We start from the raw sequence: 25,245 nt of genomic DNA, 5'->3' as shown, positions 1-25,245 counted from the left end.
CTCAGGCATCGACCTTAGCCAGCTCGCTGCGCATCTCGTCGATCACCGCCTTGTAGTCTGGCTTATTGAAAATCGCCGAACCGGCCACGAACATGTCGGCACCCGCCGCCGCGATTTCGGCGATATTGTCGACCTTAACGCCACCGTCGACTTCTAAGCGAATATCGAAACCGCTGGCATCGATACGCTCACGCACCTGACGCAGCTTATCCAGTGTCGACGGGATAAAGGACTGGCCACCGAAACCTGGGTTTACCGACATCAGCAGAATCACGTCCAACTTATCCATCACATGATCCAGATAGTGCAGCGAGGTCGCTGGGTTGAAGACCAGGCCAGCCTTACAGCCAGATTCCTTGATCAGCTGCAGGGTGCGATCGATATGCTCAGAGGCCTCTGGGTGGAAGGTGATGATAGAGGCGCCGGCATCGACGAAATCGGGAATGATGCGATCCACAGGCTTCACCATGAGGTGAACGTCGATATCGGCGGTCACGCCATAATCACGCAGCGCCTTACACACCATAGGGCCTATGGTCAGGTTAGGCACATAATGGTTATCCATTACATCGAAGTGAACCACATCGGCACCGGCCTTAAGCACGGCCTCGACATCTTCCCCGAGACGGGCAAAGTCGGCAGATAAGATAGAGGGAGCAATTAGAAATGGACGCATGATAAACTCACTAATCTGAATAAGAATTACGCTATTCTACCTTATAGCCAAGCCTAGCCTCTATAGGCGATACTGGATTAAACGTGTTCTGGTTCAGAATTGAGTAAATTTCACTGGCGGCAAATCGCCTCACCGAAAAATTATGTTCAAAATATAAACGCCTTTGCTATAATGCTCTGATTAGGGGTTTCCATGTTCACAGGATGTAGAGATGAGAGATAAGGCCAAAGCTTCAGCCAAGATGAAATCGGCAACGGTATTTACCGTCACCGCCGCTGTTGTTGGCTTTACCGCCATTGGCGTTCAGAGTCTCAGTGAAGATGAGGCCAATCTGGCCTGCGTGTGCGATAGCAACGCCAGCTACAACTCCTCACTCCCCGCCAGCCATCCAAATAACCGCTGTGCCCAGCAGGCAGATAATGTCAGCTGGAGTAATTGGTTAACGGGTCGGAGCCGCTCTAATCAATTGCACTTTGTCGATCTGCTCGAACTGCTCCATGGTCATCAAGACAGCCCCATGGATGATGTGACCCCCACCAGCAAACAGCGCCTCTAGGCTCTCTCTTGCTGCAACTCTTTCTAAGCACCCTGGCCGCCTTCTTTGGCGTGCAGACAGAGCAAAACCGCGTTCGCGACTTTCAGTCCCGCTCGCCGGTGCCCTTTATTGTGATGGGGATTCTATTGGCCATCGCCCTGGTCGTTTCACTCATCTTTATCGTGAAACTTGTGCTGGCCTAGCCTCGATTGACCGCCTAGTTAACCGCCTTAACTAGAACCTTAGCTAATGCCTTAACTAATGCCTTAGCCTCAGCTTAATCGTTTTCGCTGTGGTAGCTGTCATCATACAGTGCCATCAGCTCATCGACCTTCTTACGACTACTGCCGTTTTGGCTGATATTGCGCTGCACCTGAATGGTGTCGAATCTGGCGCCATGATACAGCTCCCGCGTCAGGGGAATATCATGGTTACTGATGAGCACAGGGATCCCTCTGTCGATCGCCGTATGACGCGACTTGCGAGCCAGCAACGCCTGGTCGTCCAGGCTAAAGCCCGAGCCCACATAGGTGGTAAAGCTAGCCGTGGTTGACAGTGGTGCGTAAGGTGGGTCGCAATAGACCACATCACCTGGCTGAGTCAGATCGAAGGCCTCTTCGTAACCTATGCATTTAAACTCAGCCACCTGCGCCTTGTCGGCAAAGGCCTTGATCTCCTCTTCGGGGAAATAGGGCTTCTTGTATGACCCGAAAGGCACATTGAAGCCGCCCTTCGAGTTGTAACGACACAGACCATTAAACCCATGGCGATTCATATAGAGAAAATAGACAGAGCGCAGGAAGGGATCTTGAGTCTGATTGAATTCACTGCGCACCTGATAATAGGCTTCTTTATCATTCTTGGCTTCAACAAACATCGCCTTGGCCTCGGTGATATATTTTTCCGGCGTGGATTGCACTATCTGATAGAGATTGATCAGATCCTGATTGATGTCGCACAAGAGATAGCGCTTGTATTGGGTATTGAGAAATACCGAGCCTGCACCGACAAAGGGCTCCACCAATCTGTCGCCTTCGGGGAGGTGCTGGGTGAGCGCATCAACCAGTTTAAATTTTCCGCCGGCCCATTTTAAGAAGGCTCTCTGTTTTTTAATCATCTAAATCGATTGAGTGCACAATGAAAACAAGTTGTCGATTGTACTCTGTTTATTAATGAATTTCACGGCTCACAGACCCTTGTTGCAGCTCATAACCGGATAAATCTACCCAGGCCCTCAACCATGGTGACGGTAACAGAGCCGTCTGGGCTAAATCGAGCGCTGCCTGCTTACCCGCCTGCCTGTCTGTGTATTGGCCATAGAGGAGCACCCAGTAGCTTTTATAGCGAGCTATCTGCACCTGATTAGCATCGGGCAACTTGGCAATGGTGGCATCGAGGGACTCAAGACGTTTCACCGTCGCCAGCTGCAGCGTATAGCCTGTCGGATGTAGCATTGACGCAGTCGATGCTCCCAGATTGCGAGATTCATTCGGCTCGCTCACTGGCTCAACGGCAAAAGTTTCCACTTGCTTATCAACCGCCTTGGCATCGCCTGATGCCTGACTCCATTGCGCCTGCTGCGTTTGTACTGGAGTATCTTGCTGTGATAAAAGCGCTTGTTCGGCTTGGTGCTCATCCTGATGGGCTAGCGCCTCATCTTGAGAATACGCTCCTTCTATCTCACTTTCTATCTCACTTTCTAGCTCATCTTCTAGCTCATCTTCTGGCTGAGTCTTTGACTGCCTAGCTACTTCTGCGGCTTCGACCCTGACATCTGCAGACTCTTGAACTCTCTCACTCAAGCGCCCACGTTCATCAAAATAGCCACTCAGCAGAATCTGCCCATAGCCTTGATTAAAGGCATCCGCCCGCACCGCCGCGACCGTCTGCACCTTAGGTTTGGCCACCACATCTTCTGCTTCTGTCCAAAACCAATAGAGACTGGCGAGCAGAAACGCCATGCAGGCTCCAATGGCCAAATAGACAGGCCAAGGCCTTTTTTTAGGAGTGGTTGACTCGCCATGCAATGCCAGATAGAGCAGATTCACCACTTCGGCCGGCGTTCCTTGCTGACGCTGAAGTTGATCTTTGACTATCTCCCGCGGCGTGAAAGGAGTCTCCTCGCTGCGATGCAATAGGGTGTAATACAGCCCCTCACGTTCCGGCATGGTTAACGGCGAAATGGCAACGGGCAATAAAAGCGGACGCTGGGTATCGGGCAGCTGGGCCAAGATCTGATTCAAGTAGTCTGCCGGGGCTGTCATTGTCAGCGAAAGCTTTCTGCCTGCCAAGCTCAATTGACTGAGTACGATACATTCCGCCCACAGCTCTAGGGGCAGGTATTGGACATCATCGAGCACGATATGACTGTGTGAGGGTAAAGTATCACAGAGGCGCAGCAGGGTTTCTGGCAGGGGCACTTCGTCGTCGAAAACCGGTTCGGTCAACAGCTGGACCAATATCTTACGGCGGATCTCGGCGCTATCGACATGCTGAGGACACACCACCAAGGCCGAGCTGACATCATCTAAGGTGTCCACCAGCGCCGTGGTGAGTGTGGTCTTGCCGGCACCGGCATCTCCCGTCAACACAGTTAACTGCTGGCCATAGAGCACTACGTGCTGCAGCCTATGTAGCAGAGACTCCTGACTGGGTAAGAGAATAGCTGTTTGAAACGTCACTTAATCACCACACAAACTAGGCGCGGCTAATGACCTCTTGCAGAAGGGACTCGGAAACCTCGCCATACACCTCTGCCTGACCTATGGCCTTTGGCAGAACCAGTCTGAGTTTTCCATTCAGCACTTTCTTGTCACGCCGCATATGCTTGATGAACTGTTCGAAGTTCATCGCCTCTGGAGCCTGCGTTGGTAGGTCAAATGCCTCGAATATCGCTTCGATTCGACAAACAATTGACTCATCGACCAGCCCCATCTTAGATGCAGTTTGTGCAGCAAGTACTGTGCCAGCCGCCACGGCTTCGCCATGGAGCCAGACACCATAGCCCATCTCGGCCTCTATGGCATGACCAAAGGTATGCCCAAGATTCAACAGTGCGCGTACGCCTTGCTCCGTTTCATCTTGCGCCACGACGTCGGCCTTGATTTGACAGCATTTGGCGATGGCATAGGTAAGTGCAGTCTCGTCCAGCGACTTGAGCGCCTCGACGTTCTGCTCTAACCAACTGAAAAATGAGTCATCCCAGATGATGCCATACTTAATCACCTCGGCCATGCCTGCGGCAAATTCTCGGGCCGGTAAGGTATGTAGGCATGCTGTGTCTATCGCCACCATCTTAGGCTGATAGAAGGCGCCTATCATGTTTTTACCCATGGGATGGTTGACGGCGGTCTTGCCCCCCACGGAGGAATCGACCTGTGATAACAGGGTCGTTGGGATCTGAATGAAATCTACGCCGCGTTGATAACAGGCGGCGGCAAAGCCTGTCATGTCGCCGATAACACCACCACCCAGAGCAATCAATACGGAATCACGCCCCATGTTCTGCGCCAGCAGTGAGGTAAAAATCGCATCCATCTGCGACAGTGTCTTGTATTGTTCGCCATCGGGTAGGATGACAGGATCGGCACATTGGTAGGAAGCCAATAGCGCCTGTACCTTGGCGAGATACAGAGGCGCTATTGTGTCATTAGTCACGATAAGAATTTTTTTGCCTTGAAGATAGCTTGAGAAGTGTTCGCTATTTTCGAGGAGATTCTGGCCAATAAAGATAGGGTAACTGCGTACGCCAAGTTCAACCTGAATCTGTTCCATTCTACCGCCTAATGTTTAGAAGCCTAATTGGTCAATAATTTGATTTGCAACAACTTTTGCGCTTTGCTCGTCAGTTTTGACTATGACATCGGCAATCTCTTCGTACAGTGGATTACGGATCTCAGCAAGCTTTTCTAACACTTCTCTTGGGTCGTCAACCTGAAGTAGTGGACGACGCTTGTCGCGCTGGGTACGCGCAACCTGCTTATCGATAGTGGTTTCCAGATAGACCACGATGCCACGGGCAGACAAGTTGTTACGAATATCTTTACTCTGAATGGAGCCGCCGCCAGTCGCTAAAACAATGCCTTGTTTTTCGGTTAAATCGGCAACAACTTGTGTTTCGCGACGACGAAAACCTTCTTCGCCCTCAACGTCAAATACCCACGCGATATCAGCACCGGTACGGTTTTCAATCTCTTGATCTGAATCGTGGAACTCTAAATGAAGCATCTGCGCCAGATGACGGCCTATAGTGCTTTTGCCAGCCCCCATAGGACCTACTAGGAAAATATTACGTTTTTCAGCCATTGCTTTACGTCTGAATCTTATATGGAAAGTTTGCCTACGCCAGCCAAAAAATCAGGCCGACCTTAAATGTTACCTTGCTCTAATGAGACTTGACCACGGATTATCTCAGCTATCTCCCCCCAAAGGCAAGTAGGGTGAGTAAATTCTGTGAAATTATACTCAGGCACAAAAAAGCCAGCGTTCATACGCTGGCTTTATCGGATAGGTGCTTAGAACTAGAGTTGCTCGGAGATGATCTTAGGTGTCACGAAGATCAACAGCTCTTGGCGCTCATTTTTGTCGGTAGTGTTTCTAAAGAGGTAACCCAAGAAAGGAATATCCCCCAGTACAGGTACCTTACTGACACGATTGATCAATTGTTGCTGGTAGATGCCACCGAGCACAATCGTCTCACCGTGATCTACTAACACCTGAGTACCTATACGCTGAGTATCGATAGAAACCGCCTGACCAAGTGGTGTGTCGACCGTCTTACCCTGAGAATCCTGGGTGATCTCAAGATCTAAGATCACGCGATTATCAGGTGTGATCTGTGGCGTCACGCGCAGCGACAATACCGCCTTCTTAAACTGTACCGTAGCCGCACCACTGGAAGCCGATTCAACATAAGGGATTTCAACACCTTGCTCTATGTAGGCCGCCTTCTGGTTCGAAGTCGTAATACGTGGGCTAGCGATGATCTCACCCTTGCTCTCTTGCTCCAGTGCACTCAGTTCTAGATCCAACAGGGTACCGTCAGCCAACTTAGCCACATGGAAGGCGATGCTGGTTGGGTTCGCCACCGCGGCCGGCAGGTTAACATTCAATCTGTCGCCGATATCTGGCACTACGCCATTGGCGATATCGTTTGCGCCTTCCAGACTACCAGAAGTTCCCTTGCTGCCTTGCTGATCTGTGATCCCCCACTTGATACCGAGATCTTCAGATACGTCGTCCTTCACGGTAACCATACGAGATTCGATCAATACCTGGCGAATCGGGATATCCAACACCTCCACCAAGCGGTGAATGTTTTCCAGACTCTCTTCGGTATCCTTCACCAACAAAGTGTTGGTTCTGTCGTCCACGGCAACCGTGCCTCGAGCCGACAACAGAGACGCATCGTCGCCTTTAAGCAGCTCGGCAATATCTGTCGCCTTGGCATAGTTGATCTGCAGATACTCAGAATAGAGCGGAGCAAGCTCTTTCACTTCCTGTTGGTTCTTCAGCTCTTGGCTCTCGCGAATTGCAATCTCTTCGGCTGGCGCCACCATCAAGATGTTGCCTTCGATACGTTTATCCAGCCCTTTAGTCTGCAGAATCAGATCTAAGGCTTGGTCCCATGGCACATCGTCGAGTCTCAGGGTGATATCCCCTTCGACTGTATCGCTGGTCACCAGGTTGAAATTGTTATAATCGGCGATGATCTGGAGCACGGTACGTACCGAGATGCTCTGGAAGTTAAGAGAAAGCGAACGGCCTTCATACTTCTTCTCTTCCTTGACGACAGCAGCACGCTCGGCCTTACGCACGTTGAGTCTGAACAGGTTGCCTTCCTGCTTGTAGTTGTACTCGTATTGACCCGAGACATCCACCAATACGCGCGCCGTCAACTCATCCTTGAAGGTCTCAAAGCTCTTTACTGGCGTCGCAAAGTCTTGAACATCCATGACATAAAGAAGATCTGAGGCAATATCTGTGTTGTAAAGTTTAAGTTCTAACTTGGCACCCACCTGCTCCACATTCGCGGCCACCGATGAGTTATTAAGTTTGACCAACAACTCACCTCCACCATCACTGGTGCGATGGAAGTCGATGTTTTTGATACCGTTAACAAAAGGATTTGCGGCGACGTCACTGCGACTGGCAACCTCATCGTTAATGGTCAGGCGATAGGTGTTACCCATCACCTTGCCTTGATAGGCCTTTACCTTAGCCAGATCCACCAGCACCTTAAGCTGTTCACTTTCCTGCAGCGTGGACATGGACTTAACACCGACGTTGTTGATTGGTAGGACATCTTTTTCCAGCCCAGACAAACTATCGTCGAATCCAAGGATGATCTGCGCCGGTGAAGCATTGAGATTGATCTCAGGCTCCTTCACGGCGTCCTCAAACACCAGTTGTAACTCTAACTGATGATCGACAATCGAGTGGTATTTGACATCAATCAGACGGTTCGCAGCTGAAGAATACGGCGCCACACCCAATAATAAAGCCAAGCCAAAGGCCACTTTAAACAGGGGCGACTTTTTTAATAAAACGCTTTTCGCGGCAGAAGATTCCATTATTCCCTCATCCTTCGCTTTGTTATTCACCAGTCAGTTCCATGTTGCTCATTCTTTCAGCCCAGCAACCTGTCCCATCTGGAATTAATTCAACTATTTCGACCATTTGCTGTGTAACTTTAGCAATTCGCCCGTGATACAAACCTACGTATTCGCCCACACCTAGACGATATACGCTGCCATCATTAGTCTCGATTAAGGCCCAAATATTCTTATCTTCGCTCAAGGTACCGCGCATCTTTAAATTGTCCAGCGCATAGGTTTCTAGACGGCCCTTGCGGCGTTGCAGATCGGGCTGTAGACAATCTTTGGTCGTATCGACCACCTCTTCGGTGAGTTCTCTCGAAGGCGGTACGAAAGGACTGCGCATCAACTCTGCCTGATAGGCAAAATGTTCAAACTTAGGGGGCTCCTTCAAGGGGGGCACGCGCGCGACATGTTGAGCCTTAGTGGTCGTCACAAATAACTCAAGATCGCTGCGATCCCCCATACAACCTGCTAGCATCAAGCCCACGAATAGCAAAGGTAGCTTCTTCATTTCTTCGCCCCCTTCGCCGCATTATCTTTCGGGAGCTGGGCTCCCTCTTTGAAACGATAGGTCTTGGCCAAGATCTCCATGGCGAGCTCACCGCTATCACTGCGCTTGATAACGAAGTCATGCAGGCTCACGATACGCGGCAGTTTAGCCACGCCACTGACCAGATGGCCCATCTCATGATAATTGCCCGTTACCGACATGCTGATAGGGAACTCGATATAGAAATCGCGTTGTATCTCTTCTTGCCACTCCAGGCTCTGAATCCCCAGTCCCGAATCGGTAGCAACAAAGGTTAAATCGTCGAGCAGGCCAGGCATCTCATTCTGCGACGGCAACATTTTCAGCAGCTCGGCAAACTGAACTTCCATGACTGCCAGTTGCTCCCGATACAACTTAAGATTAGCCGCTAATTGATATTTCGCTTTAAAATCATCCCGCAAGGTGATCTCTTTGTCTTGCTCACGCTTAAGCACATCGATGGCATCAGAGACAAACAGGAAATATCCAGCGACGAAGATAATAATGGCCAAGAAAGACGCGAATACCACCTTAACCTGGGTCGGCCAACCGCCAATGTTCTCAAAATCGATATCATTGAATTCACTCAGATCGAGTTTCATTTGCTCGCTCCTTGTGTCGCTTTGGCATTATCTGCATCTTCTTCACCGATAGAGACCCTTAAACTGAAACGCTGTAGCTGACGCATCTCATCATTCTGCGAGACGATCGACTGCATGTTGGGATCGTGTAACCACATTGAGGCTTTGATCTTGCGCATCATGTTGGCGACGTTGTTGTTAGACTCACTACGCCCCTGGATCCACAACAAGCTGCCCTTCTTTTCGATGCTGGAAAGATATATTCCCGGCGGTACGACACGCACTAACTCATCCAATACATGGGTGGGTAAGTTTCTTGCCTGTTGCAGGTTTAATATGATCTCGGTACGACGCTCGATATCTTTCTTACGCTCGCGAATCTTTTTAATTTCGGCAATTTGTTTTTCTAATAGCTGAATTTCACCCTGCAGATAGGCATTTCTTCCTCTCTGCTCCTCGGTCATCATATCGAGAACCGTTAAGGCTAAATAAACGACTAATGCCGCGCCGATAAATACAGCAGCTAATATGCCCAGATAATCGCGTTTTTGTTTTTCTCTTGCTTCTTCGCGCCAGGGCAATAAGTTTATGTTCGCCATTGAGAGTAACTCCTCAGCGCTAATCCACACGCGACCATGTATTTATTAATATTGGGCTGTAGTTGTGTCTTCACTTGCTCGTCCGCATGCAAGCAACCCAAGAAAGGGTCGGCAATGATGGTATGAACGCCGAGTTCATTCGTGAGCAGATTAGCCATGCCTTCCAGCTTTGAGGTGCCACCACACAAGACGATATGATCCACCTTATCCTTGCCACTCGAAGTACAGTAAATCTGCAAGGTGCGCTTAATCTGTTGTAGCAGTTGCGTCTGGAAGGGCGAGAGCACCTCGAACATATAATTACGTGGCAAATCGCCTTCGAGCTTGGCCTTCTCGGCCTGCTCGTGCGACATGCCGTAGAAAGATAGGATGGACTGGGTAAACTGCTCACCACCAAAGGCCTGTTCGCGGATAAAGGTCGTTTCCCCCTTCTCCACCACGGCAAATGTGGTCATATTCGCGCCGATATCAACCAGCGCAACCACCTTATCTTCGGCGCCATCGGGCAACTGAGCGGCGACCAACTCGAAGGAGCGTCCCAGCGCATACCCTTCAACATCAATCACTTTGGCTTCGAGATTGATATCGTCCAGGCTATCGACTCTAGCATCGATATTCTCTGTGCGGCAGGCGCTCAGCAGCACATCCACCTTGGAGGGGTCGGCGCTGTTAACACTTAGGGTTTCAAAATCTATGCTGACTTCATCGAGCGAATAGGGGATAAGGTTGTCGGCTTCGATCTCGATCTGGGTCTCCATCTCCTCTTCACTCAGTGAAGCATCCATGTAGATCACCTTGGTCATCACAGCCGATCCCGAAACCGCAGCCGCCGCATATTTTACGCTCTTAGGCAAAGATCGTTTGATCAATCTTAAGGACTCCAAAACCGCGTCTGAATCTCTTATCTCATGATCATTAACGGCGCCTTTTTTAACGGGCACCGCTGCGTGACTCAAAATTTTATAACCATCAGCAGTCTTACTCAGCAGTATTGCTTTTATCTCGTGGGAACCTATATCGATCCCGACCATCTGCGGAGCCTGACGCTTCCATAAATTTGAAAGCATAGTCCATCGTCACTTTTGTTATAGTTTCAGGAATTAGATTAGCACAAAATCAACTCGTTATAGATATTTGTACAAAATGTTTGTAACTTTTACAATTGCCATTTTTTTGACAACCATTTTTGCTTCACCAATGGCTGCTCGCCTTATATACTATTGTGCCTGCTAAATTTATTGGAATTATCTGGTGAAGTGGTTTAAACGAATTACCATCGCTCTATTTAGCCTAGCCCTTTTGGGAATAGGTGCAATTGCTGCGGCCTATTTTTATGTGCTGCCGGACCTTCCCGATGTTACCACTCTTAAAACCGTAAAATTGCAAACTCCATTACGAATTTACAGCGCTGATGGCAAATTAATTTCACAATTTGGCGAAAAACGCCGCATTCCAGTCGAATATGAGCAGGTACCGCAACAATTAATTAATGCGGTGCTCGACACAGAAGACGCCCGCTTCTTCGAACATAAGGGGATCGACCCCATAGGCATCATACGTGCCGCAGTGATTCTGGCTACCACAGGTAAGAAGAGCCAAGGGGCGAGTACCATCACCCAGCAGGTTGCCCGCGGCTTCTTCCTCTCCAGAGAGAAAACCTACATTCGTAAGATCAAAGAGATCTTCCTGGCCTTGAAAATTGAGCAAGCCCTGAGTAAGAAAGAGATCTTAACCCTCTATCTCAACCGCTCTTTCCTGGGTAACCGCGCCTACGGTGTCGGCGCCGCTGCCCAGGTCTACTACGGCAAGGAACTCGAAGAGCTTACCCTGCCAGAGATGGCCATGATAGCCGGTCTGCCACAGGCACCTTCTGCCGCCAACCCTATACGCAATCCAGCCCGCGCGATGAATCGTCGCAACTGGGTACTCAGCCGTATGCTGGAGAAAGAGAACATTACCCAGGACGAGTATCAGGAAGCGATAAGAGCCCCTATCACCGCCAAGTACCATGGCGCCGAGGTAGAGCTCTATGCACCTTATATCTCAGAGATGGCTCGCGACTATCTGGTCGAAAAACTCGGTGAAGAGGAAGCCTATACCGGCGGTTACAACGTCTATACCACTGTCGACTCTCGCCTGCAGATGCTGGCCCAGGAGGCTCTGCGCAATAACGTCTACGCCTATGACGAGCGACACGGTTATCGCGGCGCGACTAAGGTGTTATGGGATGCAGAAGGCACGGCCAAGCTAGGTGAGACCCAAATCGTCACACAGCTGAAGCAAACCCAAGGCTTCCAAGGGCTCGAGCCCGCAGCCGTGACCGAGGTTGCCGAGCAAAGCGTTAAGGTCATCAATGCGAAGGGCGAAACCCTCACCCTGGAGTGGGAAGGTCTTAAGTGGGCGCGCAAGTTCATCAGCAACAAGCGTCAGGGCAAGGCGCCTAAGACGGCTGGCGAGATCCTCAAGGCAGGCGAGCAGGTCTGGATCCGCAACAACGGCAACATCTGGCAGCTATCGCAAATTCCTGAGGTGGCCAGCGCCATCGTCTCGCTGGATCCTAAGGATGGCGCCATCAGGACCCTAGTGGGCGGCTACAGCTTCCACACCAGCCAATACAACCGTGTCACCCAGGCCAAGCGTCAGCTGGGCTCCAACATCAAGCCCTTCATCTATACAGGTGCGCTGGAGAAAGGCTACACCCTGGCTACGCTGATCAACAACGCGCCGATCAACAATGCCGACATACGTCAGGGCACAGCATGGCGACCTAAGAACTCGCCCGACAAGTATACTGGGCCGACACGCCTGAGAGTCGGTCTGGCACAGTCTATTAACGTCATGTCGGTACGCGCCATGCGCTATACCGGACTAGAGAGCGCTATCGACACCCTAGTCAAGTTCGGTTTCGACCGCGACGATCTGCCGCAAAACGAATCACTGGCGCTGGGCTCACCTTCGGTGACGCCGCTGCAGGTGGTCACCGCCTTCTCGGTATTTGCAAATGGCGGCTACCGGGTCGAGCCTTACTTTATCGACCATATCGACAATGCCTACGAGCAGACGGTAGAAGAAGCCAACCCTACACTAGCCTGTACGCCTGAGTTAGCCGAGCCACAGTCGCAGCCAACGGACGATCCTTTTGCAGCTATGGCACAGGAACTGCCTAAGCACGAAGTGGCAAATCAAGAGAAAGAAGGCATAGAAGTCGCGAGCCAGGAGGCTAACGCCGAAGATCCTAGCTGTCCGAGCACGGCTCGGCACGCACCACAGATCATCAGTAAACAGACGGCCTTCCTGATCACCGAAGCCCTGAAGAGCGTAATCTGGGGCGGCGGCGATTGGAGCAAGGGCACAGGCTGGAACGGCACCGCCTGGCGCGCCGCCCGTGTGGTGAACCGCCACGATATCGCGGGTAAGACAGGTACCACCAACGAATCGAAAGATACTTGGTTCAGTGGCTTCACACCGACGCTGGCAACTACCGTATGGGTCGGCTTCGACGATCACAGCATCGAACTGGGCCGCACCGCCTGGAACACCAACGGCGCGAAAGATCAGATCTCGGGTGCCGAAGCCGGTGCCAAGACCGCTGGCCCAGGCTGGAACGAGTTTATGAAAAACGCCCTCCAAGGCACGCCTGAGCTACCTTCTCCGCCACCGGAAGGGATAGTCTCGGCCCGTATCGACCTGGCCACAGGCAAGTTGAGCCGTAAGACAGACTACACCACCAAGTTCGAGTATTTCATTCAGGGTACCGAGCCGAAGGAATTTGCCACCGAGGCGCAGACTCAGGAAGATATCTTTATCGACGATTCGGTAGAAGATCTGTTCCAATAGCCTTCAGATGGGCTGGTGTCATTCGCCACCAGCCCAGTCAATTCCACTGGTCTTTCGCCATTTTGCAGTGAATTCATAGCGCCAATTTTTTGGTGCGAATAAAACTTTAGATGTAAAAAAACCTGCGACTGCAGGTTTTTTGATCGATTGATTAGACAGAATTTATCTAAACTAGCCCTTGGCAGCCAACGCAGCCTTCACCTGACTGAGTGAGGTACCACCCAGCGCCTCACGTTTAGCTAGACATGAGTCTATCGTCAGACATTGATAAACATCTTCCTGGATGACGCTGGCGAACACCTGCAGGCTAGCCAACTCGAACTCTTCGATAGGCTTCTTCTGGGCGATCGCCTCGACCACGACCTCACCCACCACATGATGCGCCTCTCTGAACGGCATGCCTTTGGCTACCAGATAATCCGCCAGCTCGGTTGCATTGGCATAACCCTGCTGGGCCGCCGACAGGGTATTCTCTCTGTTGACCTTTAAGCCAGACAGCACCAGAGCGGCCATCTCCAGACAGATAGACCAGCTGTCCATCACGTCAAACAGACCCTCTTTGTCTTCCTGCATATCCTTGTTGTAGGCCAGTGGCAGAGCCTTCATCGTGGTCAGAATGCCCATCAGGCTGCCATAGACACGGCCCGTCTTACCACGGATAAGCTCAAGCGCATCCGGGTTTTTCTTCTGCGGCATCAGCGATGAACCCGAGGTAACCTGATCGTCCAGTTCGATAAAGCCCGCCTCACCGCTGTTGAAGAAGATCAAATCTTCGGCCATGCGGCTCAGGTGCATCATGCTGATGGCGGCGTCCGAGCATAACTCGATAACATGATCCCTGTCAGACACAGAATCCAGGCTATTAAGAGTTGGCGAGGCGAATCCCAATGACTTAGCCAGCGCGTATCTGTCCATTGGATAAGCGGTACCAGCCAGCGCACCCGTGCCCAGCGGACAGGTATCGAGGCGCTGCAGACAGTCTTGCAGACGGCTGATATCACGCTCAAACATCTCCACATAGGCCAGACACCAGTGACCGAAGGCCACAGGCTGCGCCCGCTGTAGGTGAGTGTAGCCCGGCATGACGGCGTCCAGCTCACGCTCAGCAAGTGACAGCAAGGCTGCCTTTAACTGTGCCAGCAGTTCGAGCAGGGCCTGACCCTCCTTCTTGCACCAGAGCTTAAGATCGGTCGCCACCTGATCGTTACGCGAGCGGCCTGTATGCAGCTTCTTACCCAGGTCACCGACCTTGGCGATCAAGGCTTGCTCGACGAAACTATGAATGTCTTCGGCGCCCGAGGCCAGGATGGTCTCTGGCTGATCCTTCACCTCGGCCAGCAGTTCCTGCAATGCCTGTTTGAGGGACTGACACTCTTGCTGGCTGAGAATGCCCACACCTGTGATGGCATCGGCCCAGGCAATGGAACCGACAATATCTTCTTCCACCAGCCGATAATCGACCGGCAGGGAATCGTTGAAAAGTTTAAACAGTGCGCTGCTCTCTTGGCTAAATCTTCCGCCCCATAACGCCATCTCACTATCCTCTTAAATCTGCTCTTAAATTTGCTCGTAGATCAGCTCTTAAAATAAAGGAGCGTTCGCCGCTCCTTTATTAGCTAGTCGACTCTACTTAACGTTTAGCGCCCGGATACGGCTCGCCAATGAATAGAGACGAATGAAGCCTTCCGCATCTTTCTGGTTATAGACTTCGTCCTCACCAAAGGTAGCAAACTCCTCGGAGTACAGGCTATTAGGAGAACGTTTCTTCACCGCCTGTGCCTGGCCTTTATAGAGCTTCAGCACCACTTCACCGTTCAGCAGGTTCGCCAGTGGCTGAGAGGCGCCCAGCAGCGATTCACACAGTGGGGTAAACCAACGACCGTCATAGACCAGATGCGCCATCTTGGCACCAACCTGCTCACGCCATTCACGGCTGGTCTTGTCCAGTACCAGCTCTTCGATCGCTCTGAGCGCGGCAAACATTACCGTGCCGCCAGGAGTTTCGTAACAACCACGAGACTTCATGCCCACCAGACGGTTTTCGGTGATATCGATACGACCCACGCCATGGGCGCCGGCAATCTCATTAAGGGCCATCAGGGCACCATAAGGCGTGTATGACTGGCCATTCACCTTAGTAATACGACCCGCTTCCATCTCTACCGACACATACTCAGGCTCATCGGGCGCGTCTTCCGGCGCAACCGTCATGGTCCATACCTCTTTGCTTGGCTCGTTCCACGGATCTTCCAGCTCGCCACCTTCGTGGGAGATGTGCCAGGCGTTGGCGTCACGGCTATAGATCTTAGTCGCCGAGGCGGTCGTCTTGATGTTGCGCTCTGCCAGATAGTCCAGCAGATCTTCACGGCTTACCATACTCCATTCACGCCAAGGGGCGATCACGGTTAGATCCGGTGCCAGGGCGGCGAAACAGCCCTCGAAACGCACCTGATCGTTACCCTTGCCGGTACAACCGTGACATACGGCATCGGCGCCCACTTTACGTGCCACTTCCACCTGAGCCTTGGCGATGATAGGTCTGGCCATAGAGGTGCCCAGCAGGTAGGTGCCTTCGTAGATGGCACCTGTCGCTATGGTGGGGTAGATATAATCGGCCACCAGCTCCTCTTTCAGATCCACGATATAGCACTCAGACGCACCCGAGGCGATCGCCTTCTCATGCAGCCCTTCAAGCTCGGCCTCGCCCTGACCCACGTCGGCGCAGAAGGCAACGATCTCACAGTTATCATAGGTCTCTTTCAGCCAAGGAATGATCGCCGATGTATCCAGACCACCCGAGTAGGCCAGTACCACTTTTTTCACCGATGCTTTGTTGTTTTCGATAGACATTTCGTTTTCCTAAATACTCAATTCGTTGGCCCAATCACCATTGGGAAGATTCGTTAACTCAGTAGGGTCACTAACACGGCATTTTGCGCATGCATGCGGTTCTCTGCCTGTTGCAAGATCAGTGAGCCGGCCCCATCGACCACCTCGGCAGCTACCTCGACACCACGGTAAGCGGGTAGGCAGTGCATAAAGAATTTGGCTCCCGCCTTGTTCATCATATCGGTATCTACATGATAAGGCGCAAATTTGGCTTTGATCTCATCTAGACTGGCCTTGTCTCCCATGGAGATCCAAGTATCAGTATAGATGGCATCATGGCCGGCGATCGCCTCGACATCTGAGCTCAATACCAACTCGCCACCATGGGCCTCGGCAATCGCTTGTGCCTCCAGCACCACCTTACCGTCGGGGAAGTGGCCCTGCGGGCAGATCACCGTCATCTTGGCACCCAGCAGCGCCGCGCCATACATGAGCGAGTGGGTCACGTTGTTACCATCGCCAACATAGGCCAGCTTTACCTTGCTGACATCATCGAACTGCTCCGCAAGGGTCAGAAAGTCCGCCAGCCCCTGACAAGGGTGATACATGTCCGACAGCGCGTTGATCACAGGCACAGTACCATGCTCGGCGAGCAGCTCTATGGTCGAATGGGCGAAGGTTCTCGCCACTATGGCATCGGCCCAACAAGAGATGTTGGCGGCAAAGTCGGATACCGGCTCACGCTTGCCTAGGGCACCATTTTGCTGATCCAGGTAGAGACAATGACCACCTAACTTATTGATACCGATGTCGAAGCTTACGCGAGTTCGCAGCGATGGCTTCTCGAATAACATCACAACACTCTTACCGTCGAGTGCCTTGCGATAGTCTTCTGGGTTGGCCTTGATCGTCTTCGCCAGGGCGAGTAAGTCGATCAGCTGCTGCTGGGTAAGCTCTTTTATCGATAGTAGGTGATTCATATATCTACTCCTAGATGAATACTCTTCTCATGTTCCGTTTAATTAATGTGGCATAACCTGTGTGCCGATAGACTCGCCCTTCTCCAGCGCGCTCAACTGCTCGGCGTCGCGCCATGAGGCGACCTGTACCGGTTGTCCCATCCACTGGGCAACCTCTAGTGCCGCCTCGACCTTGACCTTCATCCCCTTCTCGATAACGCCTAACTTGGTTAGCTCATCGGCGTGGGCCTTATCCAGGGTCTTGATCAGCTGTCCCTTACCGTCGAGCACACCACTCACGTCGGACAACAGCACCAACTGGCCTTCCACTAGCTTGGCGATCACGGTCGCCGCCTGATCGGCGTTGACGTTCAGCAGATTGCCCGCATCATCTACGGCAATCGAGCTGACAATCGGCATCCAGCCTTGGGCCAACAGGAAGTTCAGATAAGTCGGGTCATTGGGCGACACTTCACCCACGAAACCGAGCTGCTCATCTTTGATGCTGCCATTGACTATGGCGCCATCACACAGGCTCATGCCCACACTCGTGATACCCGCCTTGATGGCACTGGCCTGCAAGATCTTGTTAGAGGTCCCCGCCAGCGCACCCACCACAATGGGCACCTGCTCTTCGGGGGTGACACGCAAACCATCCAGCTTGACCGTCTCCATGCCATTGGCCTTGAGCTGCTCGTCTACCAGGCAACCGCCGCCATGAACTAAGATGACAGATTGGCCCGACTTGATAATGTTGGCCGCACTCGCCATCAGGCGCGCCAGCCCCATCTCACACTGCATTAGGGCGCCACCCACTTTAAGCACTAAGGTTTTCTTATTTGCCGACATAGCTACTTCTCTCTCACAGGTGACAATATTAATAATTAAAATGAATCTTTATGCATTGATGCGCCTGACTGGCCGCACCTTTCATCAGATTGTCGATAGCGCTCGCCACCACCAAGTAGCCATTGAGGGGATCGTACTTCCATCCCAGCAGGCAGTTAGGGGTATGCACCACGTCGTCAACCTTAGGAAATTGATTATGGTACACATTCACCAGAGGTGCCGACTCATACACTTCATAGGCCTTGGCAATATCGGCTTCGCTCACCCCGGGCTTCATCTGCACGGTAATGGTAGCCAGGATGCCACGCTTAAAGTTGCCCAGGTGAGGAGTGAAGATCACCTGCTGCCCCAGCTCAGTAGCTATCTCGGGTTGATGTCTATGACCCAGGACACCGTAGGGCGTCAGGCTCACCTCGCAGAAGCTGGTGTGCAGCTGCGCCTTTCTGCCGGCGCCGGTCACACCGCTGACGGCGTTGATCACCGGCAGGCTGTCTGTCATCAGATCTTTCAGGGGTTTTAGGGCCGTCAATGAAGCCGTGGGATAACACCCAGGCACGGCAATCATCTTGCTGGCGGCAATCGCCTCGGCGTTCCACTCCGCCAGACCATAGACAGCCTTGGCCAACACCTCTGGGTAGATATGCTCGAAACCGTACCATTTGGGATACTGTTCGCTATCGGCAAAACGGTAGGCGCCACTCAGGTCGAAAACCGCCAGACCCGCCTGATAGAACCAAGCCGCCAGGTGCAGGCTCACACCATGATCGGTCGCCAACACCACGGCATCGGCCTCATCGACTATGGTCTGCTTGGCCTGCTCGGTCAGTGGCGCCAGACTAAGATCGATATGGCTGTAAACCGGATACAGGCTAGCCAGAGTTTTGCCCTTATCCAAACTGTTTTCAGAAACATAGAGGCCTTGAATCTTAAGCTGATCATCGGCCTGGATCAGTGAAGTAACCTGAGCACCTGTGTAACCACTGGCGCCAATTATCGCTATGCTTTTCATACTTTATGACTTCTATATTGTGTTAACGGTAAAAAAGAGAGGGGCACTGCTTAAGCCCTGGTATAGATACCAATATGACAAGATTATCGTCGCAGGAAGTGATTACAGCTAACCTTATATGCAAAAAGTAAGAAGAAATTGTTCATTTTTTATCTCTAAGTTAAGCCTTTAATAATGGCGCTCGTTTTAGCTGTTTGATAGACTAACACAACAAACTAATTATGCAATAATATTGAATAGATATTTTTAAATAAAATTGGTGAATTGAGTCAAATGATGAAAACCTTTCCCGATATCAAGCAATCCTTCCGCGAGCTGATCGCTATGCCGTCCATCAGCGCCCTCGAAGCCGAACTCGACATGAGCAACCAAGGCGTGGTGACCCTGCTGAGCCAGTGGCTCACCGATCTGGGCTTCGACTGCCAGATGCAGGCCGTCCCCGACACACGAGGTAAACACAACCTGCTGGCAAAGATCGGCCAGGGGCGCGGTGGACTGCTGCTGGCGGGACATACGGATACCGTTCCTTTCGATGAGGGACGCTGGAGCCAGGATCCCTTTACCCTGACGGAGAAGGATAATCGCTGGTACGGACTAGGTAGCTGCGATATGAAGGGCTTCTTCGCCCTGGTCATAGAGGCCGTTCGCCAGATGCCGACCCAAGATTTCGTGCGGCCGCTCTACATACTCGCCAGCGCCGATGAAGAAACCACTATGAATGGCGCCAAGGCTTTCGCCCAATCTAAGGCGATCGCACCAGAGTATGCACTCATAGGCGAGCCCACTGGTCTAAAGCCTGTCTACATGCATAAGGGACACTTGGCCCAGGGCATCCGCATCACGGGGCGCAGCGGTCACTCTTCGGATCCGGCCAAGGGACTCAACGCCATAGAGATCATGCATCAGGTGATCGGCCAGCTCCTCAAGCTGAAACAACACCTGGCGGAGCACTACCGCGAAGAGGCCTTCAGCGTGCCCTATCCCACCATGAACTTTGGCCATATTCACGGCGGCGACGCCGCCAACCGCATCTGCGGCTGCTGCGATCTGCACCTGGATATCCGCCCCCTGCCGGGCCTGCCGTTAGAGGTCTTGGAGCAACTACTGACCCAATATCTGGCCGAACTGAGTCACCGCTATCCTGGCGCCATCAGCATAAGCCAGCTCTATCCCGGCTCCCAGCCCTTCGCGGGACAGGCAGACGCCCAATGGTCACAGCTGGTCGCCCAGCTATCGAATCAGGCCCCCGAGGTAGTCAACTATGCCACCGAGGCCCCCTATATTCAGCAGCTAGGCTGTCAAACCTTGGTCTGGGGACCTGGCAGCATAGAGCAGGCACATCAACCAGATGAGTACCTGGACACTGCCTACATCAGCAAAACCGTCGACCTGCTAAAACAGTTGATTTACCACGCCTGCATAAAGGCGCCATAAAAAATTCATGCAAGGTGATATAGAACACATAAGCATACGATATGAAGATATGCCGTATTGACCTAAACCTGATAGCCTAGGTATGGTGATTGATTAACTCGTGGGTATGGAGCATTTATGACAGATATGTACGCGTCGCTGCGATCCAATGTGGGCACATTAGGCCAAATATTAGGCGATACTATTCGCACACACATGGACGAGCCCTTTTTAGATAAGATTGAACAGATCAGACACCTGGCCAAGAGCTCACGCCAAGGCAACGATACCGCCAGGGAACAGATGCTTACCCTACTGGCCGCCTTACCCGACGAAGAGTTGGTACCATTTGCCAAGGCCTTCAACCAGTTTCTCAACCTGGCCAATATCGCCGAGCAGTTCCATACCATCAGCCGCAACTGCGACGAGCTGGTCTGCGTGCCCGACCCTGTGGATCAACTCCTGGGGCGCATGCTAAATGGGCGCATCGACCAAGATAATATGCTCGAGTGCCTGCAGACACTGGATATCGATCTGGTACTCACCGCCCATCCAACAGAGATCTCGCGTCGCACCCTGATCCAGAAATACTCCGCCGTGGTCGATTGTCTCGCCACCATGGAAAACCCGCAGCTCACCGAGCGCGAAAAGAAACAGAATCACCTCAGACTCAGACAGCTTATCGCCCAGATCTGGCACACCAACGAGATACGTCACGAGCGCCCAACGCCGGTGGACGAAGCCCGCTGGGGACTGAGCACCATAGAGGCGTCACTCTGGCAAGCCATTCCCGACTTTCTGCGCCAGCTCAACGAACAGGTCGAAGAGCGCACCGGCAAGCAGCTACCCAGCGACATAGCGCCAATTCGCTTCTCCAGCTGGATGGGAGGTGATCGCGACGGCAACCCCTTCGTCACCGCCAAAGTCACTCAAGAAGTGTTGGATCGCAACCGTCACACGGCGGCGCGCCTCTACCTCAAAGATGTGGTCTTGCTGGTCAACGAACTGTCGATGGAGGAGGCCAACGAAGAGCTGCTGGCCCTTACAGACAACAGCCACGAACCTTACCGCGTGGTGCTGCGGGAGCTAAGGCAGAAGCTACGCGACACCATAGATTACCTAAACGCCCGCCTCGAAGGGCATTCACCCGAGGTGGATCTCGATAGCCTTATCTGGCACGAGGATGACCTCAAACAGCCATTGACCCTGCTCTATCGCAGCCTGACCGAATCGGGTATGAGCCTGATCGCCAACGGCCTGCTGCTGGATATGCTGCGTCGTCTGGCCTGCTTCGGCATCCATATGCTGCGCCTGGATATCCGCCAGGATGCCCAGCGCCATAGCGATGTTATCGCCGAGCTGACCCGTTACCTGGGCCTTGGCGACTTCGACCACTGGGACGAACATGAGAAACAGGCCTTCCTGCTGCGGGAACTGAGCGGTAAACGCCCGCTGATCCCCCATAATTGGGAACCGAGTGCCGAAGTTGCCGAGGTAATCAGCACGGTCAGATTGATCGCCAGCCAGTCGCCTAAGGCCCTGGGCTCCTATGTCATCTCTATGGCCAGTCAACCGTCGGACGTGTTGACTGTGCTCCTGCTATTGAAAGAGGCAGGATGTCAGCATCCGATGCGGGTTGTGCCACTATTCGAGACCTTAGAAGATCTCAACAACGCCGCCAGCTGTATCTCGGCGCTGTTTGCCATCGACTGGTACCGTGGCTACTGCAAGGGCAGCCAGGAGGTGATGATAGGCTACTCAGACTCGGCCAAAGATGCCGGCGTGATGGCGGCCGCCTGGGCACAATACAGTGCGCAGGAAAAACTGGTTAAGGTCTGTAACCAGGCAGACATCAAGCTCACCCTGTTCCACGGTCGTGGCGGCACCATAGGCCGTGGCGGCGGACCAGCTCACAAGGCGATCCTGTCGCAGCCACCCGGCTCGGTAGATGGCCGCATCAGGGTGACCGAGCAAGGCGAGATGATCCGCTTCAAGTTCGGCCTGCCTAAGCTGGCGGTGCAGAGCCTGGCGCTATATACCTCGGCCGTGATGGAGGCTACCCTGTTGCCGCCGCCAGAACCTAAGCCAGAGTGGCGCGAGGCGATGGAGCGACTCGCCAGTGACTCGGTCACCGCCTATCGCGCCATAGTGCGTGAGGAGCCAGATTTTGTCGCCTACTTCCGCGCGGCAACCCCTGAAGTCGAGCTCGGTAAGCTACCGCTAGGTAGCCGCCCCGCGAAACGTCGGGTGGATGGTGGTATCGAGAGCCTGCGTGCGATCCCCTGGATCTTCGCCTGGTCGCAAAACCGCTTGATGCTCCCCGCCTGGCTAGGCGCCGGCGAGGCGCTGCAACAGGCTGCCGACCGTGGCGAACTCGCCCTGTTAAGGGAGATGGAACAGCAATGGCCCTTCTTCGAGACACGCATCTCCATGCTCGAGATGGTCTATGCCAAGGCCGAACCTAACCTGGCTAAGTACTATGAGACCTGCCTGGTGCCGCAAGAGCTACATCATCTCGGCGAAGCCCTACGTAGCCGTATGGCGACAGGGATCAAGGTGGTCTTGGAGCTAACCCAGTCCGACGCCCTAATGTCGCATACTCCATGGAATCGTGAGTCGGTAGAGCTACGTAATCCCTATATCGACCCGCTCAACTTTCTCCAGGCCGAACTCCTGGCGCGTACCCGTAAGGAGCAGGCAGGATCAAGCAATGTCGAGCTGGCATTGATGCTCACCATCGCCGGTGTGGCGGCGGGCATGAGAAACACGGGTTAATGAGAAGCTTAGCCCTAATAGGCCTGCTGATGCTGAGTTTGACTGCATGTGTCAGTCAATACAGCATCAGCGAGCGCCAGCTCACCAACTACCTGAACGACGAGATGCATTTCGAGGTCAAGGAGGGTAATCGCTTCTTTGGCATAGAGATGAAGATCAATGATGTGAAGGTTAAGCTTGGCCACAAGGCCGACACCATGGCGATCACGGCTAACAGTCTGATCAAGGTGGCCAACCCGCTGATGCCGCTCAATGCCACCATGACGGCAGAGTTCGAAGCCAAGCCTTGGTATGATGCCGACCAGCATAGTCTCTATCTTAAGGACCTTACCCTGGTCAGCCTGAGATCTGATCCAAAGGATCTCGAGCAGGCCATAGGCCAGGTGAGTCCTCATATCATGGGATTCATGACCCACTTCCTCGAGACCCAGCCCGTGTATGTGCTCGATACCCAAGAGGGTAATCAGGCGCTTGTCGCCGAGATGACCAATCGTATCCAGGTCGTTCCGGGCAAGATTAACCTTATCTTTAAAGATTAACCTCACCACATAATCAACTCTATTTAAGGCGCCATTATGCTTGGCGCCTTATATAGTCTATCTTGCAAATCGCGGATAAGAGGAATAGTCCACCAGAACGGGCGACTCCTGCAGCTCACGCCTTAGCATATCCAAGGCAACAGCCGTGCTCAGCTGCCTTACCAGCTCGCGGGAACGCGCCGGGAACTTAAGCACCTGGCTATAGACACCTTGCCGAGTTGCCAAGGCGATAGCCACAGTGCCAACCGGCTTTGCCTCGCTGCCACCATCGGGCCCGGCAATGCCACTAGTCGCCAGCGCATAGTCGCTGTCCAGCAGGCTTCTTGCTCCCTTGGCCATCTCCTCAACCGTGGCGATAGAGACCGCCCCATGGTCATCCAGAGTCGCAGGTTTAACCCCTAACACGCGCACCTTAGACTCGTTGCTATAGGTCACCAGCCCCTGGTCCAAGTAATTGGAGCTGCCGGCAAAGGCCACCAGGTTGTTGGCGATCATTCCGCCGGTACAGGACTCGGCAATACTCAAACGCTTACCCGAAGCCAGCAGCCCGTTGTGGATCACCTGTGCCAGTGAGGTAACGTTGTGGCCGACGACCGCATCACCTAGACGAACGAGCACCTCGCCCTTCACCCTGTCTAATTCGCCAATGGCTGCTTCCCCTCGGGCAAACAACTTGATCTCGATATAGGGCATGAAGGAGCGATAGCCCAGGGTCATGCCATCCGGTAAAGGCATACCCTCTAGCTTATCGGCCAGTGCCGATTCCCCCTGACCTATGGTCAGCAGCTTCTGCACCTCGACTTCGACATGGCTATCGGCGATCTGCTCCACAAAAGGAATGAACTGCTCGGTCACCATCTTCTTAAACTCGAAAGGCACACCGGGAGTAAAGAAGAGCCAGGCACGATTGAGCTTTACTCGAAAGCCGCAGGCCGTGCCCACAGGATTGTCCACCATGATGGCCGACGCAGGTAACATCGCCTGTTTGAGATTGCTCTCTGGCATGTGTCGACCGTTACGGGTAAACCACTCTTGAATACGCTCCCGCCACAGGGTGCACTCGACCAGAGGCTCGCCCTTGGCAATGGCCATCGCCTCGGAAGACATATCATCGCTGGTCGGTCCGAGTCCGCCATTGACCAGGATGACATCGGCGTGCTCGCTACGCTGACGAAACACCTCGACCAGATCGTCCAATCTATCGCCTACCGTGATCCGCTGCTGCATCTCTATGCCATGGTCCATCAAGGCATTTGCCGCCCAAGCCGCATTGGTATCGACTATCTGTCCGGATAACACCTCTTCACCGGTGCAGATCATTTCTATTTTCATATCCATCCCTTGAAACTAAGCCATTTCACTTGGCCATAAGGTAGGTAAGGCCGCGTGGAATAGCAATAGACAATCTGGCGGCTCGCTCGATATTCGTGCTATTGAGCGTTATGCGGTGTTTACAGATTCTTTAGTTCTAAGCAAAAACGAACCCATTTCTAAATGCAAACTAGACTCAATAAAC

At 52.8% G+C, this 25,245-nt stretch carries 22 protein-coding genes; 6 read left to right on the top strand and 16 right to left on the bottom strand.

Going from position 1 to position 25,245, the window contains the following annotated elements:
• Position 1: 1 nt before the first annotated feature.
• Positions 2 to 676, bottom strand: a complete 675-nt coding sequence (rpe, locus tag K0I63_RS01160; RefSeq protein WP_220043911.1) for a ribulose-phosphate 3-epimerase — start codon at positions 674 to 676, stop codon at positions 2 to 4.
• Between the two features lie 211 nt (positions 677 to 887).
• Here rpe and K0I63_RS01155 point away from each other — a divergent pair, with 211 nt between their 5' ends.
• Together K0I63_RS01155 and K0I63_RS01150 are read left to right on the top strand one after the other, a co-directional pair.
• Entirely contained in the window at positions 888 to 1,232 is a 345-nt protein-coding gene (locus K0I63_RS01155) for a hypothetical protein (protein ID WP_220082253.1), read from the top strand.
• A gap of 8 nt (positions 1,233 to 1,240) precedes the next feature.
• The gene (locus tag K0I63_RS01150; protein WP_220082252.1) at positions 1,241 to 1,414 is read left to right on the top strand and encodes a DUF2970 domain-containing protein; all 174 of its coding nucleotides are present in this window, start codon (positions 1,241 to 1,243) and stop codon (positions 1,412 to 1,414) included.
• 74 nt (positions 1,415 to 1,488) lie between these two features.
• Here K0I63_RS01150 and K0I63_RS01145 read toward each other — a convergent pair whose 3' ends face one another.
• The 9 genes from K0I63_RS01145 to K0I63_RS01105 form a co-directional block, all read right to left on the bottom strand.
• A complete protein-coding gene (locus tag K0I63_RS01145; RefSeq protein ID WP_220043909.1) occupies positions 1,489 to 2,328 on the bottom strand; it encodes a Dam family site-specific DNA-(adenine-N6)-methyltransferase in 840 nt (279 codons plus the stop codon).
• Positions 2,329 to 2,380: 52 nt separating this feature from the next.
• A complete protein-coding gene (locus K0I63_RS01140) occupies positions 2,381 to 3,892 on the bottom strand; it encodes an AAA family ATPase (protein WP_220082251.1) in 1,512 nt (503 codons plus the stop codon).
• A gap of 16 nt (positions 3,893 to 3,908) precedes the next feature.
• Positions 3,909 to 4,985, bottom strand: coding sequence for a 3-dehydroquinate synthase (gene aroB / locus K0I63_RS01135; RefSeq protein ID WP_220082250.1), 1,077 nt, complete (start codon positions 4,983 to 4,985; stop codon positions 3,909 to 3,911).
• Between the two features lie 15 nt (positions 4,986 to 5,000).
• Positions 5,001 to 5,516: a shikimate kinase AroK gene (gene aroK / locus K0I63_RS01130; RefSeq protein WP_144203903.1), complete on the bottom strand. Its 516-nt coding sequence runs from the start codon at positions 5,514 to 5,516 to the stop codon at positions 5,001 to 5,003.
• 215 nt (positions 5,517 to 5,731) lie between these two features.
• A complete protein-coding gene (locus tag K0I63_RS01125) occupies positions 5,732 to 7,783 on the bottom strand; it encodes a type IV pilus secretin PilQ (RefSeq protein WP_220083350.1) in 2,052 nt (683 codons plus the stop codon).
• Between the two features lie 22 nt (positions 7,784 to 7,805).
• A complete protein-coding gene (locus K0I63_RS01120) occupies positions 7,806 to 8,321 on the bottom strand; it encodes a pilus assembly protein PilP (RefSeq protein ID WP_220043906.1) in 516 nt (171 codons plus the stop codon).
• Positions 8,318 to 8,941, bottom strand: coding sequence for a type IV pilus inner membrane component PilO (locus tag K0I63_RS01115; RefSeq protein ID WP_011864017.1), 624 nt, complete (start codon positions 8,939 to 8,941; stop codon positions 8,318 to 8,320). The genes K0I63_RS01120 and K0I63_RS01115 overlap by 4 nt, the downstream gene beginning before the upstream one ends.
• Positions 8,938 to 9,519 carry a PilN domain-containing protein gene (locus tag K0I63_RS01110; RefSeq protein ID WP_011864016.1) on the bottom strand — a complete coding sequence of 194 codons (582 nt, stop codon included), beginning with the start codon at positions 9,517 to 9,519 and terminating at the stop codon, positions 8,938 to 8,940. Before K0I63_RS01110 ends, K0I63_RS01115 begins: the two co-directional genes overlap by 4 nt.
• Entirely contained in the window at positions 9,507 to 10,586 is a 1,080-nt protein-coding gene (locus K0I63_RS01105) for a pilus assembly protein PilM (RefSeq protein ID WP_220072800.1), read from the bottom strand. Before K0I63_RS01105 ends, K0I63_RS01110 begins: the two co-directional genes overlap by 13 nt.
• Positions 10,587 to 10,770: 184 nt before the next feature.
• Between K0I63_RS01105 and K0I63_RS01100 the strand changes: the two genes are divergently transcribed.
• Positions 10,771 to 13,356: a penicillin-binding protein 1A gene (locus K0I63_RS01100; protein ID WP_220082249.1), complete on the top strand. Its 2,586-nt coding sequence runs from the start codon at positions 10,771 to 10,773 to the stop codon at positions 13,354 to 13,356.
• Between the two features lie 171 nt (positions 13,357 to 13,527).
• Here the strand turns inward: K0I63_RS01100 and argH are convergent, their stop codons facing one another.
• From argH to argC, 5 genes are all read right to left on the bottom strand, one after another.
• Positions 13,528 to 14,889, bottom strand: coding sequence for an argininosuccinate lyase (gene argH, locus K0I63_RS01095; protein WP_220082248.1), 1,362 nt, complete (start codon positions 14,887 to 14,889; stop codon positions 13,528 to 13,530).
• A gap of 93 nt (positions 14,890 to 14,982) precedes the next feature.
• On the bottom strand, positions 14,983 to 16,206 hold the full coding sequence (locus tag K0I63_RS01090) for an argininosuccinate synthase (protein WP_011864012.1): 1,224 nt from the start codon (positions 16,204 to 16,206) through the stop codon (positions 14,983 to 14,985).
• A gap of 53 nt (positions 16,207 to 16,259) precedes the next feature.
• Positions 16,260 to 17,165 (bottom strand): ornithine carbamoyltransferase, encoded by a 906-nt coding sequence (locus K0I63_RS01085; RefSeq protein WP_220082247.1) that lies wholly within the window; start codon positions 17,163 to 17,165, stop codon positions 16,260 to 16,262.
• Positions 17,166 to 17,207: 42 nt separating this feature from the next.
• Entirely contained in the window at positions 17,208 to 17,993 is a 786-nt protein-coding gene (gene argB, locus K0I63_RS01080; protein WP_011864010.1) for an acetylglutamate kinase, read from the bottom strand.
• A 28-nt stretch (positions 17,994 to 18,021) separates the two neighbouring features.
• Complete coding sequence (gene argC / locus K0I63_RS01075; protein ID WP_220082246.1) at positions 18,022 to 19,002, bottom strand: N-acetyl-gamma-glutamyl-phosphate reductase; 981 nt, start codon at positions 19,000 to 19,002, stop codon at positions 18,022 to 18,024.
• 276 nt (positions 19,003 to 19,278) lie between these two features.
• On the opposite strand from argC, the gene argE reads away from it, so the two are divergent.
• From argE to K0I63_RS01060, 3 genes are all read left to right on the top strand, one after another.
• A complete protein-coding gene (gene argE / locus K0I63_RS01070) occupies positions 19,279 to 20,436 on the top strand; it encodes an acetylornithine deacetylase (RefSeq protein WP_220083349.1) in 1,158 nt (385 codons plus the stop codon).
• 117 nt (positions 20,437 to 20,553) lie between these two features.
• A complete protein-coding gene (ppc, locus tag K0I63_RS01065) occupies positions 20,554 to 23,190 on the top strand; it encodes a phosphoenolpyruvate carboxylase (RefSeq protein WP_220082245.1) in 2,637 nt (878 codons plus the stop codon).
• Positions 23,190 to 23,729: a YceB family lipoprotein gene (locus tag K0I63_RS01060; protein ID WP_220082244.1), complete on the top strand. Its 540-nt coding sequence runs from the start codon at positions 23,190 to 23,192 to the stop codon at positions 23,727 to 23,729. Before ppc ends, K0I63_RS01060 begins: the two co-directional genes overlap by 1 nt.
• Positions 23,730 to 23,786: 57 nt before the next feature.
• On the opposite strand, the gene K0I63_RS01055 is transcribed toward K0I63_RS01060, so the two are convergent.
• Positions 23,787 to 25,061 carry a CinA family nicotinamide mononucleotide deamidase-related protein gene (locus K0I63_RS01055; protein WP_220082243.1) on the bottom strand — a complete coding sequence of 425 codons (1,275 nt, stop codon included), beginning with the start codon at positions 25,059 to 25,061 and terminating at the stop codon, positions 23,787 to 23,789.
• Positions 25,062 to 25,245 lie beyond the last annotated feature (184 nt).

The organism is Shewanella rhizosphaerae (assembly GCF_019457655.1).
Taxonomy (GTDB): domain Bacteria; phylum Pseudomonadota; class Gammaproteobacteria; order Enterobacterales; family Shewanellaceae; genus Shewanella; species Shewanella loihica.
The sequence above is the reverse complement of the archived record's forward strand: the minus strand, read 5'-3'. Positions and strand labels throughout refer to the sequence as shown.